Source organism: Pseudaminobacter soli (ex Li et al. 2025), assembly GCF_029892515.1.
Lineage (GTDB): Bacteria > Pseudomonadota > Alphaproteobacteria > Rhizobiales > Rhizobiaceae > Pseudaminobacter > Pseudaminobacter soli_A.
Map to the genome: position 1 here is coordinate 506,692 of NZ_JARXVF010000003.1, position 14,545 is coordinate 521,236.

Here is a 14,545-nt window from a genome sequence, read left to right on the forward strand (position 1 = left end):
GGACCAGCGATCAGATGGGCCGATCCATCTTGGCCTTCGGGGAAGACGTGTGGCCGGCCATCTGCTCCAGGCGATGTTGAAGCAGGCGAACGATCCGGCTTTCGAAGTTCTTGCCTTCGACCCGGTCGAATTCGGCCTGCGCCTTTTCGTGTCTTGCCAGGACTGTGTCGGTGATCGTCTTGGCCTTGGCGGAAACCGCATCGCAATTCTTCTGGCGTCCCATAGCCATCAGCGCCTGCTCCAGCTCGCGCCCGTAGTTCTTGGCGATGACGACGTGGCTCTCCTCGTGGCGCTTGATGTCCGACGCGAGCACGTCCCAGACCAGGCGAACGTCGTTGTCCGCCTTGTGCGGGCGACGCCACTTCGGAAGGATGACCTTGACGCTCACGGTCGTCTTTGCGTCGATGATCTGGCAGACGTCCTTTCCGTGAGTGAAGGCGAGCTGGGTGGTGAACTGCATCTGCGTGGCGCCGGGATGTCTGCTGTTCGAAGCGCTCACATGTGGCCCGCGCTTCGAAAGTTCGGCTTCGATCTCCTCCATCGTGCTGCCGCCGATGTAGAAATAGCTATAGCTCTTCGAAAGTGTCGCCGCTCCGGCAGGTGAGCCAATGCACGCAATCGTCGTCGCAATCAGCGTGGCTCGTTTCATCATATTGCCTCTTGAATTAGCTTGAAGTACGGGCGACTTGCGCAACCCTGGTTGCAACCCCGTCGCATCCTCTACGGACGCATAGGTATTTGGGAGCCCGGCTCCATACGTAAAGAGCAGTCGACAATGACGACACGATGGCAACTTGCGCATGGGCGCTTTCTCGATATCGGCGACAAGGCGCTGGTAATGGGAATTCTGAACGTGACACCGGACAGTTTTTCGGACGGCGGACAGTTCGTGGAGGCGGATCGCGCGATCGAGCAGGCGAAGCGGATGATATCCGAAGGCGCCTCGATCATCGACGTCGGCGGCGAATCGACCCGGCCGGGCGCGACGCCGGTTTCGCCCGAAGAAGAGCAGCGGCGCATCCTGCCGGTCATATCCGCGCTGGCCAAGGCCACCGACATACTGATCTCGGTCGACACCTATCGCGAGGAGACGGCCCGTCTGGCGGTCGCCGCGGGCGCGCATATCGTCAACGATGTGTGGGGGCTGCAACGCGAACCGGACATCGCCAAACTGGCGGCGGAAACCGGGGCAGGGCTCGTCATCATGCACACCGGGCGCGAGCGCGAAAAGAACCCGGACGTCATCGCCGACCAGTACGAATTTCTGGGCAAATCCCTGGAGATCGCGCGCAAGGCCGGCGTTGCCGATGCGCAGATCCTGCTCGATCCGGGCTTCGGCTTTGCCAAGGATGCCGAAGAAAACCTGCAACTGATGGCGCGTTTTGCGGAACTGGACGGCTTGGGCTTCCCCTGGCTCGTGGGCACGTCGCGCAAGCGCTTCGTAGGCTACGTCTCGGGCAAGGACTCCGAAGCACGCGACGCGGCGACGGCTGCGACCAGCGTTGCCCTGCGTTTGAAAGGGGCGGCCCTGTTTCGCGTGCACAATGTCGCAATCAATGCAGACGCGCTGGCGGTGGCTGATGCTATTCTCGCCCGCGAAACCGCCAAGCCGGGCATGTGATTGCCGGTTCGGCCAACCAGCCAGATTATTCGAGGTGGCGCTTGTCCAATCCCAGTAAAGAGCGCGTCTATCTGAGCCTCGGCGGCAATCTCGGCGAGCCGCAACAGGCCATGGCCGAGGCATTGCGGATGATCGATGCGGAGCCGGGCACGTCGGTGGTGGCCGTGTCGTCGCTCTATCGCACGCCGCCCTGGGGCAAGCTCGACCAGCCCGATTTTCTCAACGCCGCTGCTGAAATCGCGACCGATCTGTCGCCGCGCCAGCTGCTGGAGCTTTGCCTGGAAGCAGAACGCACGCTCAAGCGCGTACGGATCGAGCGCTGGGGCCCCCGGCTGATCGACATCGACGTCCTGGCTTTCGGCGATCGCGTCATTCATGAGGCCGGGCTGGAGGTGCCGCACCCGCGCATGTTCGAGCGAGCCTTTGTGCTGGTGCCGCTGACCGAGATCGCACCGGATTTCACGCTTGGCGGCGTAAGCGCGTCCGAACGCCTGCCTCATGTCGACCGCGCGGGCATCGAAAAGCTGCCCACCGGCCAGGATTGGTGGAAGAACCCGGCCTAGTTTGGGGCGCCTCTTGTCAAAACCCATATGCCTCGATTTAGTCGGGACGGTTTTGGCAGTGAAGCTCGGGAGCAGGTCGCATGGCCGAGTCCAAAGGGATCCTTGGGTCCAGGCGTGATCTGGCTCGCGTCCGGACGGGCGAGGAGGCCAAGGTCGAGTATGTGGAACTGTTCTTCGACCTAGTATTCGTCTTTGCCGCAACGCAGATATCGCACTCGCTGCTCAGGAACCTGACTGTTCTCGGCGCTTTTCATGCGGCTTTTCTTTTGATGGCCGTCTGGTGGGTGTGGGTCTACACCTCCTGGGTCACCAACTGGATGGACCCCCGCCACAGCGCGGTGAGGCTTCTGCTCTTTATCCTCATGCTGGCTGGCCTGCTGCTCTCCACCTCCATTCCCGAGGCTTTCGACAGTCGCGGCCTGGTCTTTGCGGGCGCCTATGTCTTCATGCAGGTCGGCCGCTCGATTTTCATGCTCTGGGCGCTGCGCCTGCACAACCGGGTGAACTACCTGAATTTCTGCCGCATCACGGCATGGCTGAGCCTGTCCGGCGTCTTCTGGATTGCAGGCGGGTTCGCCGAGGGCGAGACCCGTTTTGCGATTTGGATCGTGGCCTTGCTCATCGAATATGCCGCCCCGGCCGCCGGATTCTGGACGCCGCGGCTCGGTGCCAGCAAAACCGCCGAATGGGACGTCGAAGGTGGTCACATGGCGGAGCGCAGCGCGCTGTTCATCATCATCGCGCTCGGCGAATCGGTGGTGGTGACTGGCGCGACCTTTGCCGGCCTCGAGCTTACGACAGGCGTCATGGTCGCCTTTCTCGCCTCTTTCGGCGCGACGGTCGCCATGTGGTGGATCTATTTCAACATCGGCGCCGAGACCGCCAAGCACCACATCGAAACGTCCAGCGATCCGGGCAGGATAGCCCGCATCGCCTACACCTATTCACCGCTGCTGCTCGTTGCGGGCATCATCGTGACAGCTGTGGGAGACGAGCTAACTCTGGCGCATCCCAGCGGCCATGCCGACATGGCGAGCATTCTGACGATTGTTGGAGGGCCGGCCCTCTATGTCTTCGGCAATCTCGTTTTCAAACGGATCGCCATGAACATCACGCCGCTCTCACACATGATCGGCCTGGCATTGCTGCTTGTGGTCGGGCTGTGCGGACCGCTTCTCAACCCGGTGACGCTGAGCGTTCTTACGACGGTCATTCTGTTCAGCGTCGCCTATTGGGAATACAAGCTGCACACGAGAAGGCTGGCCGCCAGCCACTGACGGCCACCGGGATGGCCGTTTGTTTTTGGCGCATGATCTTGTCCGAAAAGTCTGCAACTTTTCGCTGGCGCGGTCCTTCGGTTCGGGATCATGCCCTAGCCGGCAAAGCCACCTGAATCGAGAAATGCCTGCTCTTCGGGCGTGGTTTCGCGCCCCAGCGTCGGGTTTCGATGCGGGAAGCGACCGAAGCGCTGGATGATGTCCCGGTGCTCGAGGGCGTACTTCATGTAGTCCTCATCCAGATGGCGCGTGAGCTCAACCGAGCGGTATTGATCCGCAAGGTGCTCCGAATGCTCGAACGGCAGATACATGAAGACGCGCAGGTCGGGATCGACCTGTTCGTCGTGCCCGGCCTCGATCGCCTTGGACGCGAAATGCCGGGCGAGCGGATCGGTCGCGTACATATGCGCGCTGCCGCGGAAGCAATTGCGCGGGAACTGGTCGAGCAGGATTATAAGTGCGAGCGATCCCTCGGCATGGTCGGACCAATGGTCGAGCTCGCGACGAGCAGCCGAAAGGTGCAATTCGCGGAAATTGGCGTGGAAGTGGTCGTCGAAAGCTGCGTCCTTCGTGAACCATCTATCCGGGCCTGCCTTGTGCCAGAATTCGACAACTTCGGCAGCATCCCCCTCAACAATTCTCATTTGTCCCTTCCTTCCTCTTCGACGGCCTTGCTCAAAGCAGTTGCCGTTTCCTGATCCATGGCCCGGCCGGGGTGCCTCGGCGTCGTCAGCGGCGCCGGCACTGGTGCGTTGCCCTTCGGAATATTGCCCTTCATGTAGGCGCGGCCGGCCTGCAGGCCTCCGGCGAGCTGGGCATCGAGCCGGGCGGCATCCCGCTCGCGCACGTCTTCGATGACTTCCGCCGCCTCGTCCTGATCCACGCCCAGCGCCTCCAGCGTGGCCTTGCCGAAGACGAGCGCAGATTCGAATGTCTCGCGCAGCTGATATTCGACGCCGACCTGGATCAGGTCCATGGCGATGCCGCGGTCGTAGGCGCGCGCCAGGACGGGCACCAGCGGGAATTCGTTGCGCATGAGCTGAGCGATCCTGACAGCGGTCTCGCCCTTGTCGACGCAGATCAACACGGCGCGTGCGCGACCGGCGCCTGCCGTGTGCAATATGTCGAGTCGCGTGCCGTCGCCGTAGTAGATCTTGAAGCCGAAATTCGCGGCGGCCTGGATCATCTCGACATCGTTATCGATGATGGTGACGTCGATGCCGCGCAGCAGGAGTGGCTGGCTGGCAATCTGCCCGAAGCGTCCGAAGCCGATGATCAGCACGGTGCCGCTCAGGTCCTCGGCGATGTCTACGCCGTCCAGGCTTTGCTCGGGAGCGGGCATGAAGAATCTCAGACATGCGATGGCGAGCGGCGTCAGAATCATCGACAGGATGACGATGGCCGTCAGGATTGCGTTCGCCTTGCCGTCGATGATGCCGACGGCCAATGCCGAGGAATAGAGCACGAAGGCAAATTCGCCGCCCTGGGCCATGATGACGGCCCGCTCCAGGGCGATCTTGTGAGGCGCCCGCATGACGCGCGCGACCAGATAGATGCCGATGCCTTTCACCAGCATGTAGGCGATCACGTAGAAGGCGACCAACCGCCAGTTGGCGGCGACGATCTGCAGGTCTAGCGACATGCCAACAGCAAGGAAGAACAGCCCCAGCAGCACGCCGCGGAAGGGCTCGATGTCTGCCTCGAGCTGGTGGCGAAAAGTCGATTCGGAGAGAAGCACGCCGGCCAGGAATGCGCCCATCGCCATGGACAGGCCGCTGAGCTCCATGGTGAGCGCCGAGCCGAGCACCACCAGCAGCGCGGCGGCCGTCATCACCTCGCGTGCGTGCGAATCCGCGAGGATGCGAAAGAACGGGTTGAGCAGGTAGCGTCCGGCGACCACCAGGCCGAGGATCGCGCCGATACCGATGCCGACCGACAGCAGCCTTTCGGCCCAGCCGATGTCTTCCTGTGCCACTGGAGCCAGAAAAGCCACTAGCGCCAGCAATGGCACGATGGCCAGGTCCTCGAGCAGCAGGATCGAGATCACCCGTTGGCCACCGGGGGTGGTGAGCTCTCCGCGCTCTTCCAGTATCTGCATGACGATTGCCGTGGAGGTCAGCACGAAGCCCGCGCCGGCGATGAAGGCCTGCGTCGCGGGAAAGCCGGTCAAAAGGCCGACGCCGGTGAGGAGCACGGCACAGACGCCGACCTGGGCGACGCCAAGCCCGAAAATCTGCTTGCGCATGCTCCACAGCCGCGTGGGCTGCATTTCGAGGCCGATGATGAACAGGAACATCACCACGCCAAGTTCGGCGACATGGAGGATGGCGGCAGGATCATAAAAGATCCCTAGCCCGAACGGGCCGATGACGACGCCAGCGGAGAGATAGCCGAGGATCGATCCCAGGCCGAGCCGCCTGAATATGGGAACGGCGATAACGCCGGCGGCAAGCAGCGCAACCACCTGAGTGAGATCGCTGCTGGAAGCCTCTACGGCCATGCTTGTTGTCCTGATCTTGTGCGCCTTTTGCGGCGGGATGGCGAATGCGAGAGATGAGATGCAAGATAGGCGCTTGCACCGCGCGCGAAAAGACCGGAATGCCAATTGCCGGTGCTGAGAAGGGCGCGGAAAACCGCATGTTTACATCGGCTTGAGGGGAGAGCCTCAGTACGGGCGTTTCCGTTAAGCCTCAGAAACAAAAAAGCCGGGCTTTGCCCGGCTTTTGTCGCGTGGTTGGCAACCAGCGGCTCACTTGCGGGCGATGGCGCCCACCGCGCTGCCATCGACCCGCTTCAGGTTCATGCCGATGACCGGCACCAGCTGCTCGTCGACGCGGACCGAAACGGTGACCGTCATGGTGTTGTCGTCGGGAATGCGGGCCTGCATCACACCCTTCAGCTGGTTGCGGTTGAGCGAGAAAACGACCTTGTGGGCGTCGACGACATTACCGGCGACGATATCCAGGCCCTTGCCGGCCGCGCCGTCCAGGAACATGCCCCGGTAGCCCTTGTTGCCGCTGTGCTCGACCGTCGCGGACATTTTTTGGGTGAAGACGCCGACCCGGCAGCCGCCATCGAGCGTCATGCCGACCTTGCCGGCGGGCGTGCTGCCGGTGAAGGTGCAGTTGAACTTGGTGCCCTTGTACTTGCCGGCGACGATCTCACCGGGGCCGACCCATTCGCCTTCGACGGTCTCGAAAAACTTCTTGTCGCGCTCGGTGCCGCCACGGATCGCGTCCGCCTTGCTGGCTGTGGTCGATGCGATCGCCATGACAGGCAGCAGGGCAAGCAGGAATGCGCGTTTCATAAGGGGACACCCGGCGACTAACAACAAATGGGGAGACATGTTTACGATGTCTTCGAACCATGAACAAGATTGGTTAATGCTTCGTCACCCCGGAGGCAATTGCAGCGCCAAATGGTGCAGTGCGGCATCAGTCCTGCGGGGTGTCCTTACCATTCTGCTTGCGCGTGGCGAAGGAGCTGAGAGCGGCAAGGAAATCGCCCATGCCGGGCCGGCTCAGCGCGGTAAAGGGCAGCGGCCGCACGGTGTCCATGGCGGCGATGCCAATCCTCGCCGTCATCATGCCGTTGACGACGCCTTCGCCGAGCTTTGCCGACAGGCGCGCGGCCAAACCATGTCCAACGATCTGCTGGACGAAGCTGTCGCCGACAGCGATCGAGCCGGTGACGGCGAGATGCGCCAGGACGCTGCGCGTCAGCCGGAAAAAGCCCAGCGTGCCGGGCCGGCCGCCATAGAGTTCCGACAGCCTGCGGATCAGCCGGCCGGCTTCGAACACCACATAGGCGATATCTACCAGCGCGCGAGGGCTGACTGCCGTTACCAGCGAAACGCGCTTGGCCGCGTCGAGCACCAGCACCTTGGCCCGCGCATCGAGCGGGCCGAGGATTTCCGTCTCCGCGAGCTTCACGAGGTCTCTGCCGTCGATGATGTCGTCGCGCAGGTCGGCCAGCATGCGACGCCCAGCCGCCGTATCGGGTTTGCTGGAAACCAAAGCAGTGAGCTCGTTGACGACGCCGCGCGCGGTGTTGGGATCGTTGCTGGCAATGGCGTCGAGCGCTCGCTTGCGCAGCTTCTCGACCGAGGCAAGGCGGATCAATGCCAACATCTCGCGCAGCAGGATCAGCACCAGCGCGACGACGGCGATCACCGCCACGCCGGCGGCGAGCCAGCCGAGCCATTGGGCGCGTTCGAACAGGTCTCGGATCAGCCGGTCGATCCACAGGCCGACGGCGAGCGAGATCAGGATGCTGAGCGCGCCGAGGAATACCGCGCCAATCTTGGAGCGCCGGCGCGGCGACGTGGCCGGCGGCGGTTCGGCGACAATGATGTCCGGTTCTTCAAAAACGTCGATTTCCGCAGGTGTGACGATTGCCGCGTCCGCCTTTAGCGCGCGGGGCTTTCTCGGCGCTTCCTGTGCCGGTTGCTTTGGCTTGGCGGCCGGCTCATTGCGTTCAGGCTCCGGTTCCAGCCGAAATGCTGCGGGTTTGCGAGGCTCGGTCATACCAGCCGATCTCCGATCAGAAATTGCAGAGCGCGGTCCAGCCTAATATGGGGCAAGGAAAGGGTTACGCCCTCTGCGGTGCGCTCGAGCTTTGGCGGGCGGAAGCGCACGATGCGGATCGCCGGATCGTTCCGGTCCTGTTGATGGTTTGCATTACCGACCTTGAAAACTGAATCTGGTTTTGCCGGTAAGTCACCGGGAAATATGGCGGTTTCGGTTTCGCCGTCAAAGGTTACGCCGCCGATCGTCTCGCCCTTGAGCGGTGTTCCGATGATCACCGGCAGCGTCTCGCGACCCTGCTTGACGGTGCCTTCGCGGGTGGCGCGCACGGCCGCCATGGCCAGAACATCGACCTCGGCGCCCGACAGATTGGCGCGTGCCGCAGCCCTTTCGGTCAGGCGGCGCACGATGGCCTGCAGGCGATCGTGGCTTTCGTGATGCAGGTGGTCGGCCTTGGTGGCCGCTACCAATATGCGGTCGATGCGGCGTGCGAAAAGACCAGTGAGGAGGCTTCCGCGGCCGGGGCGGAAACAGGCCAGGATTTCGGTCACGGATCGTTCCAGATCCGCCATCGCGCCCGGGCCGGAGTTCAGCGCCTGCATGGCATCGATCAGCACGATCTGCCGGTCGAGCTTGGCGATGTGCTCGCGGAAGAAGGGTTTGACCACATGCGTCTTGTAGGCCTCGTAGCGCCGCTCCATCATCGCATGCAGCGAGCCGGGGCGAGGGCGGCTGTCCTCGAGGCCGGGCAGCGGGGCGAAAGTCAGGGCAGGCGATCCGTCGAGGTCGCCTGGCATCAGGAAGCGCCCCGGCGGCAAAGTGGACAGCGCCCGTTCATCGAACTTGCAGGCTTTCAGATAGGCAGTGAAGCTATCGAAAAGCCGCCGCGCGGTCATCTCGTCGGCGTCGGCATAGGGGTCTGCGGTAAGCGCCAGCCTGCGCCATTCCTCGGAAAGATCGACGCGAACCGGCAAGGCCGCCATCTCGAAGGCGTCATGCGAGAAATCTTGATAGGATTTGCCGAGAAGTGGCAGATCGAGCAGCCATTCGCCTGGATAGTCGACGATATCGACCGACAGCCGCCCGGCTGAGAACATGCGGTTCCAGCCGGAGGCGGATTCATAGTCGATCGTCAGCCTGAGCTCGGAAATGGCGCGGGTGGAGTCCGGCCATATGCGGCTATTCACCAGCGCGTCGATGTGGTCCTCGTATTGGAAGCGAGGCACGGCATCGTCGGGCTGTTCCTCCAGGAAGGCGCGCGAGATGCGGCCGGATTTCTGCGCCTCGAAGAGCGGCAGACGCCCGCCATGGATGAGATTGTGCACGAAGGCCGAGATGAAGACCGTCTTACCTGCTCGGGAAAGCCCGGTGACGCCGACCCGAACCGTTGGCGAAAAAAGATCGCTAGCCCGGCTCGAAAGCGTGTCCAGCGCAATGCGCGCCTCGTCGGTCAGATTGGTTAGAGACGCCAATGGCTGCACCCCACTCCATGGATGCTTCCCGATATAGGCAATCGCTTTGCGATTTGAAATGGTTACGCCGGCCGGGCAGGCGACGCCTACAGGCCGGGCGGCATCAGGATGGCCTCAAGATAGCCGGTGCCGGGCACGGCCTCCGACAAATTGCCCGGGAAGCGCAAGACGGCAAGGCCGGAGGTGGGAAAGCCGGCGTGCAGGGTTGCCCGCGCGTCTTCGTCGCCTTGGGGCGCCAGCGCGAGGGCGAGGTCTTCCATCATCGGGTTGTGGCCGATGACCATGAGCGTGCCGACATTGCCGGATTTGCGGATGATCGAGAGATATCCGGAAGCATCCTCGCGATAGAGATCGTCGAAATAGAGCACGCGGCCGGTGTCGGCATTGGCGGCGATGCCTTCCAGCGTCTGGCGGGCGCGGACGGCATTGGAGCAAAGGGTCAGCTCAGGAATGTAGCCATGCGCCTGCATTGAAATGCCGGTCGCCTCGGCGTCGGCAAGCCCCGCCGCGTCGAGCGGCCGGTCGAAGTCGCGCATCCCCGGCATGGCCCATGCGGCCTTTGCGTGCCTGAGAAGAAAAAGCCTGCTCACCGCGCCAACCCTCTCCCTTGGAACGACAAACTGCATTGCCGATCCTGAAAGACGGTTTAGTGGCGGCAAAGACTTCGCGCAACTGAGCTTGCGGGCATCTGGGCGTGCCACAAGCTACAAAATTCGGAAACTTGCATGACTTCGTGAACTGCTGTGCCGCCGGTCGCTGACATTTGCTTGAGCGATGTCGATTGCGCTTGTGTGCTCCACGGCTGGTGAATATATAGGCGCAAAAATTGGAATGACGGGTAATGGGGTGAGTCGAATGAACGATCTCGTTGATGCCGCTTACGTTCCCTCGGAAGATGAGCCGTTCATGAATGAACGGCAGAAAGCATACTTCCGCCAGAAGCTCATTGCGTGGAAGAGTGACATTCTTCGCGAGGCGCGTGAAACCCTCGAAATTCTCCAGCAGGAAAACGCCAACCATCCCGATCTTGCAGACCGGGCTTCATCCGAAACGGACCGGGCCATCGAGCTTCGGGCGCGTGACAGGCAGAGGAAGCTTATTTCCAAGATCGACTCGGCCCTCCAGCGTATCGACGAAGGCACCTATGGCTTCTGCGAGGAAACTGGTGAGCCGATCTCGCTGAAGCGCCTGGACGCAAGGCCGATCGCGACCCTGTCCATCGAGGCTCAGGAGCGGCATGAGCGCCGGGAAAAGGTCTATCGCGACGACTGAATATCGTTGCCATGAATGAACGAAAAAGGCGGCCTCGGCCGCCTTTTTATTGCCTGCATTTGCCTCGCCGTCGCGGATTGATCTTCGGCGATGGCTGCCGGAAATCCGCGCGTCCGGATTTCTGCCTAGCAACAGAGATGCGACGATCCGCTGACTAGCCTAGCGCTTCTGGTTGGAAAGTTCGCCCAGAAGCTTGGTCATCTCATCGTCCAGCGAAACCTCGGGGGCGCTCGGTTCAGGCTGGCTTGGGGTGTCTTCCAGCGAGATTTCGAGTTCGCGCAGGAGCGAGTCGTCGACCTCGCTGTGCTGCGGCGCTGAAATGGCGGGGGCAGGCGCCTGCTGCACCGGCGGCGCCGAGATGACAGGCTCCTGGCGGGCCGGCGCCGGGGCGACCGGGGCTACAGGCATCCTCGGCTCGGGCCGCGGGGCCGGAGCGGGGGCAGGCCTCGGCGCGGCCATAGGGGCGGGCTGCTGGGGCGCGACGGCAGGGATCGGTTGCGCGGCGGGCATCGGCCTTGGCGCCGGCTCAGGAGCACGCGGCTGCGGTGCCGGGCGCGGCGCAGGCTGCGGCTGCGGCTCGAGGGCGCGCGGCCGCGCAGGTGGCTCGTGATTGTTCTCGCCGGCAAGCGAGGGGCGCCGCTGCTGATTCAGCCTGATGTCCTGTTCGACCACCACGTCGGTCGGCCCGCCGATAAGCAGGAGATGCTCGACGTCGTCGCGGCGCACCAGGACGAGCCGCCTGTGGCTGTCGACCGCGGCTGCGTCCATGACGGCAAGGCGCGTCTTTCTATTGCGGCCACCGGACACGAAGGTCCCGAACGTCAGGCTCCGGAACAGTTTTATGATGACAAGGACGATGACGAGCAGGATGAGCGCCGCAACCGTCCAAAGGAGTGCCGCGGTGTATCCCGGTCCTGCAACGCTATCCAACCATTCCATCTTCGAGTTCCCCGGCCCGTTTTTTCTACACTGCGCGCGACACTAAACCTTTGACCGTGATATTCGCAAGTTGCAGTCACGCTTCATGAACGACGGAAATTTGCCAAGCTGTGCCGAGCCCGGTTTTTCTTGGAACATTTTCAGGCTAGGCCTATGCGCGTTTGACATAATGTGATTCAAACGTTTCGGTGTCAGGCCACCGTGGAACCGGGGAATTTAGGCAAAAGACGTATGGCCAAGGAAACGCGCGGCGATTTTTATCCCGTACCGATCGTCGACCAGAGCACGCGCCCGGGCGCGATCACGCGTCTTGTCATTTTTATTGTGGTGCTGACGGTCGCCGCGATCGTGTTCGGCATTTTCCGCGAGCGGTTGGGCGATCCGTTCCTGCTCGGCATGCTCGGCGTGCTGGCGATGATCGGCGTTGGCTATCTTTTCGCCACGGCGGTCGGCTTCGTGCAGATCGCGCCGCGTTCCACCGCCGACGAGCTTTCCAAGGCCTTTGTCGATTCGATGTCGCAGGGGCTGGTCGTGACCGACACCAAAGGCCGGGTGGTCTATGCCAACCGCGCTTATGCCGACATGACAGGCGCAACGACGGTTGCCGACGTCAAGACGGTGGAAGGGCTGCTGTCGGATGTTCCGGAAGCTGCGCCGACGATCTATCGCGTGGCGTCGGGCTTGCGCGATGGGCAGGCCGGCGACGGCGAGTTTCGCCTGTCGCAGGCGGTGCGCCCCGGTGCTGAGCCGGGCGCACGCTGGTATCGGGTGCGCGGCCGCGCCTTCGATGTTCCGGGGCATCGGCAGCCGCTGCTCTCCTGGCAACTGGCGGATATTTCCAAGGAGCGGGCCGAGCAGGAGCGCTTCTTCCTCGACCTGCAGAAGGCCATCGACCATCTCGACCATGCGCCCGCCGGCTTCTTCTCGGCCGATCAGGAAGGGCGCGTCACTTATATCAATGCAACGCTGGCCGAATGGCTGGGCATCGATCTTGCCAGTTTCACCCCAGGCGCGATCACTTTGAGGGAAATCATCGCCGGCGACGGCATGGCGCTGGTTCGCTCGGTCAAAGCCGATCCGGGCACGACGCGCAACGCCATCATCGACCTCGACCTGGCAACGGTGACGGGCGAGGCGCTGCCGGTGCGCTTCATGCACCGCGTGGCGGCCAGCCGCGAGGGCATCAGCGGACCGAGCCGCACCATCGTTCTCAACCGCACGCAGGGCGAGGATGCTTCCGCCGACCTGAGGGCCGCGGAGGTTCGGTTCACACGCTTCTTCAATTCGACACCGATGGCGATTGCCGGTGTGGATCGGGATGGCCGCATCCTGCGCACCAATGCGCCTTTCCTGTCCTTGTTCTCTTCGGTGGTGGATCGTGACGCCGTAGACCGCCGGGTGCGGCTCGAAACCGTCGTCCATGAGCGCGCTCGCCCGGCATTGGCGGCAGCCCTCGAGAAGGCCCGCCAGCGCCAGGTCAATATCGAGCCAATCGAGACGGTATTGCCGAACAACGAGGAGCGGCATCTGCGCGTCTACGTCAATGCCATTGCCGATGGTGCTGGCGGCGAGGGCGCGGAAGAGGCGGCGATCGTCTATGCTGTCGAGACCACCGAGCAGAAGGCGCTCGAAGGCCAGATGGCCCAGAGCCAGAAAATGCAGGCCGTTGGTCAGCTCGCTGGCGGTATCGCGCACGATTTCAACAACGTGCTGACCGCCATCATCATGTCGTCGGACCTGCTGCTGACCAACCATCGGCCGTCGGATCCTTCGTTCCCCGACATCATGAACATCAAGCAGAACGCCAACCGCGCCGCCTCGCTGGTGCGCCAGTTGCTGGCGTTCTCGCGCAAGCAGACGCTGCGGCCGGAAGTGCTGAACCTGACAGATGTCCTGGCAGATCTGCGCATGCTGCTGGCCCGCCTGGTCGGCAACATGATCAAGCTGAAGGTCGACCATGGGCGAGATCTCTGGCCGGTGAGGGCCGATGTGGGCCAGTTCGAACAGGTGATCGTCAACCTTACGGTCAACGCGCGGGACGCCATGCCGGACGGCGGCGAGCTGACCGTCCGCACCAAGAATGTCCGCGCGGACGAAAGTGCGGCCTTTGCCTATCGGGAGCTCGTCCCGGCGGACTATGTGATGGTCGAGGTTGAGGATACGGGCACCGGCATCCCGGCGGACATTATGAAGAAGGTGTTCGAGCCGTTCTTCACCACCAAGGAAGTCGGCAAGGGTACAGGCCTCGGGCTGTCGATGGTCTACGGCATCGTCAAGCAGACGGGCGGTTTCATCTACTGCGATTCCGAGATTGGCAAGGGCACGGTCTTCCGCATTTTCCTGCCGCGTCACATCGCCGAGGTGAAGCCGGTCGTGGAACCGGTGGCGGGGCAGTCCGCTACGGTTGCCGACGCGGCTGCGGCACCTGTTGCGAAAGCCCCTGAAGCCTCGCGCGATCTCTCGGGGTCGGCGACGGTTCTGCTCGTCGAGGACGAGGATGCCGTGCGCATGGGCGGCGTTCGGGCGCTGACGTCCCGCGGCTATACCGTGCACGAGGCCTCGTCCGGCGTGGAAGCGCTGGAGGTCTATCACGAGCTGAACGGCGGGATCGATATCGTCGTGTCCGACGTGGTCATGCCCGAGATGGATGGCCCGACGCTACTTGGCGAGCTCCGCAAGCTGCAGCCCGACATCAAGTTCATCTTCGTGTCCGGCTATGCGGAGGACGCATTCGCCAAGAATCTGCCTGCTGACGCGCAGTTCGGCTTCCTGCCGAAACCGTTCTCGCTCAAGCAGCTTGCCACCGTGGTGAAGGAAGTGCTGGAAAAATAACCGCCGCACGCTACTTCGTCGCGGGTCGGCCGCAAATTTGCCC

13 protein-coding genes are annotated in these 14,545 nt (G+C 62.8%); 5 read left to right on the forward strand and 8 right to left on the reverse strand.

What is annotated here, in order from left to right; genetic code table 11:
* Positions 1–10: 10 nt before the first annotated feature.
* Complete coding sequence (locus tag M2281_RS16860; RefSeq protein WP_280822329.1) at positions 11–652, reverse strand: DUF922 domain-containing Zn-dependent protease; 642 nt, start codon at positions 650–652, stop codon at positions 11–13.
* 123 nt (positions 653–775) lie between these two features.
* Here M2281_RS16860 and folP point away from each other — a divergent pair, with 123 nt between their 5' ends.
* From folP to M2281_RS16875, 3 genes are all read left to right on the forward strand, one after another.
* Positions 776–1,621: a dihydropteroate synthase gene (gene folP, locus M2281_RS16865; RefSeq protein WP_280822330.1), complete on the forward strand. Its 846-nt coding sequence runs from the start codon at positions 776–778 to the stop codon at positions 1,619–1,621.
* A 41-nt stretch (positions 1,622–1,662) separates the two neighbouring features.
* Complete coding sequence (folK, locus tag M2281_RS16870) at positions 1,663–2,184, forward strand: 2-amino-4-hydroxy-6-hydroxymethyldihydropteridine diphosphokinase (RefSeq protein WP_280822331.1); 522 nt, start codon at positions 1,663–1,665, stop codon at positions 2,182–2,184.
* An 80-nt stretch (positions 2,185–2,264) separates the two neighbouring features.
* Positions 2,265–3,461: a low temperature requirement protein A gene (locus tag M2281_RS16875; RefSeq protein WP_280822332.1), complete on the forward strand. Its 1,197-nt coding sequence runs from the start codon at positions 2,265–2,267 to the stop codon at positions 3,459–3,461.
* A gap of 95 nt (positions 3,462–3,556) precedes the next feature.
* On the opposite strand, the gene M2281_RS16880 is transcribed toward M2281_RS16875, so the two are convergent.
* From M2281_RS16880 to M2281_RS16905, 6 genes are all read right to left on the reverse strand, one after another.
* Entirely contained in the window at positions 3,557–4,105 is a 549-nt protein-coding gene (locus M2281_RS16880) for a DUF924 family protein (protein ID WP_280822333.1), read from the reverse strand.
* A complete protein-coding gene (locus M2281_RS16885; protein WP_280822334.1) occupies positions 4,102–5,961 on the reverse strand; it encodes a monovalent cation:proton antiporter-2 (CPA2) family protein in 1,860 nt (619 codons plus the stop codon). Before M2281_RS16885 ends, M2281_RS16880 begins: the two co-directional genes overlap by 4 nt.
* A 249-nt stretch (positions 5,962–6,210) precedes the next feature.
* On the reverse strand, positions 6,211–6,768 hold the full coding sequence (locus M2281_RS16890) for a hypothetical protein (RefSeq protein WP_280822335.1): 558 nt from the start codon (positions 6,766–6,768) through the stop codon (positions 6,211–6,213).
* Positions 6,769–6,895: 127 nt separating this feature from the next.
* Positions 6,896–7,987 carry a YcjF family protein gene (locus M2281_RS16895; RefSeq protein ID WP_280822336.1) on the reverse strand — a complete coding sequence of 364 codons (1,092 nt, stop codon included), beginning with the start codon at positions 7,985–7,987 and terminating at the stop codon, positions 6,896–6,898.
* Entirely contained in the window at positions 7,984–9,459 is a 1,476-nt protein-coding gene (locus tag M2281_RS16900; RefSeq protein WP_280822337.1) for a YcjX family protein, read from the reverse strand. Before M2281_RS16900 ends, M2281_RS16895 begins: the two co-directional genes overlap by 4 nt.
* 86 nt (positions 9,460–9,545) lie before the next feature.
* Positions 9,546–10,049 (reverse strand): SixA phosphatase family protein, encoded by a 504-nt coding sequence (locus M2281_RS16905; RefSeq protein ID WP_280822338.1) that lies wholly within the window; start codon positions 10,047–10,049, stop codon positions 9,546–9,548.
* Between the two features lie 265 nt (positions 10,050–10,314).
* Between M2281_RS16905 and dksA the strand changes: the two genes are divergently transcribed.
* The gene (gene dksA, locus M2281_RS16910) at positions 10,315–10,731 is read left to right on the forward strand and encodes an RNA polymerase-binding protein DksA (RefSeq protein WP_280822504.1); all 417 of its coding nucleotides are present in this window, start codon (positions 10,315–10,317) and stop codon (positions 10,729–10,731) included.
* A gap of 159 nt (positions 10,732–10,890) precedes the next feature.
* On the opposite strand, the gene M2281_RS16915 is transcribed toward dksA, so the two are convergent.
* Entirely contained in the window at positions 10,891–11,670 is a 780-nt protein-coding gene (locus tag M2281_RS16915) for a flagellar biosynthetic protein FliO (protein WP_280822339.1), read from the reverse strand.
* Positions 11,671–11,901: 231 nt separating this feature from the next.
* On the opposite strand from M2281_RS16915, the gene cckA reads away from it, so the two are divergent.
* Entirely contained in the window at positions 11,902–14,502 is a 2,601-nt protein-coding gene (gene cckA, locus M2281_RS16920) for a cell cycle histidine kinase CckA (RefSeq protein WP_280822340.1), read from the forward strand.
* Positions 14,503–14,545 lie beyond the last annotated feature (43 nt).

What these genes read in the sequence shown, in the direction of transcription:
- M2281_RS16895 (WP_280822336.1), bottom strand. Translation starts at nt 7,987, where the DNA reads ATGACCGAGCCTCGCAAACCCGCAGCATTTCGGCTGGAACCGGAGCCT.
- folP (WP_280822330.1), top strand. Translation starts at nt 776, where the DNA reads ATGACGACACGATGGCAACTTGCGCATGGGCGCTTTCTCGATATCGGC.
- M2281_RS16885 (WP_280822334.1), bottom strand. Translation starts at nt 5,961, where the DNA reads ATGGCCGTAGAGGCTTCCAGCAGCGATCTCACTCAGGTGGTTGCGCTG.
- M2281_RS16890 (WP_280822335.1), bottom strand. Translation starts at nt 6,768, where the DNA reads ATGAAACGCGCATTCCTGCTTGCCCTGCTGCCTGTCATGGCGATCGCA.
- M2281_RS16880 (WP_280822333.1), bottom strand. Translation starts at nt 4,105, where the DNA reads ATGAGAATTGTTGAGGGGGATGCTGCCGAAGTTGTCGAATTCTGGCAC.
- M2281_RS16915 (WP_280822339.1), bottom strand. Translation starts at nt 11,670, where the DNA reads ATGGAATGGTTGGATAGCGTTGCAGGACCGGGATACACCGCGGCACTC.
- M2281_RS16875 (WP_280822332.1), top strand. Translation starts at nt 2,265, where the DNA reads ATGGCCGAGTCCAAAGGGATCCTTGGGTCCAGGCGTGATCTGGCTCGC.
- M2281_RS16860 (WP_280822329.1), bottom strand. Translation starts at nt 652, where the DNA reads ATGATGAAACGAGCCACGCTGATTGCGACGACGATTGCGTGCATTGGC.
- cckA (WP_280822340.1), top strand. Translation starts at nt 11,902, where the DNA reads ATGGCCAAGGAAACGCGCGGCGATTTTTATCCCGTACCGATCGTCGAC.
- dksA (WP_280822504.1), top strand. Translation starts at nt 10,315, where the DNA reads ATGAACGATCTCGTTGATGCCGCTTACGTTCCCTCGGAAGATGAGCCG.